The organism is Serratia ureilytica (assembly GCF_013375155.1).
GTDB classification, from domain to species: Bacteria; Pseudomonadota; Gammaproteobacteria; order Enterobacterales; family Enterobacteriaceae; genus Serratia; species Serratia ureilytica.
On sequence record NZ_JABXOF010000034.1, the window covers coordinates 1 to 301 of the forward strand.

Here is a 301-nt window from a genome sequence, read left to right on the forward strand (position 1 = left end):
GCAGCCATTCTTAAAGAATGGTGGGTCGTGCAGGATTCGAACCTGCGACCAATTGATTAAAAGTCAACTGCTCTACCAACTGAGCTAACGACCCATAACAGTGGTGGGTGATGACGGGCTCGAACCGCCGACCCCCTCCGTGTAAAGGAGATGCTCTACCAACTGAGCTAATCACCCACTGTTGTGGTTACTGCTACTTCAGAAATTGGTGGGTCGTGCAGGATTCGAACCTGCGACCAATTGATTAAAAGTCAACTGCTCTACCAACTGAGCTAACGACCCAATTTCCCTGCCGCTTTAA

At 49.5% G+C, this 301-nt stretch carries 3 tRNA genes; all 3 read right to left on the minus strand.

What is annotated here, in order from left to right:
• Nucleotides 1–18: 18 nt before the first annotated feature.
• Nucleotides 19–94: transfer RNA gene (locus tag HWW83_RS25520), tRNA-Lys, on the minus strand.
• Nucleotides 95–101: 7 nt separating this feature from the next.
• Nucleotides 102–177 (minus strand) — tRNA-Val (locus tag HWW83_RS25525).
• Nucleotides 178–206: 29 nt separating this feature from the next.
• A tRNA-Lys gene (locus HWW83_RS25530) sits at nucleotides 207–282 on the minus strand.
• Nucleotides 283–301: the final 19 nt, after the last annotated feature.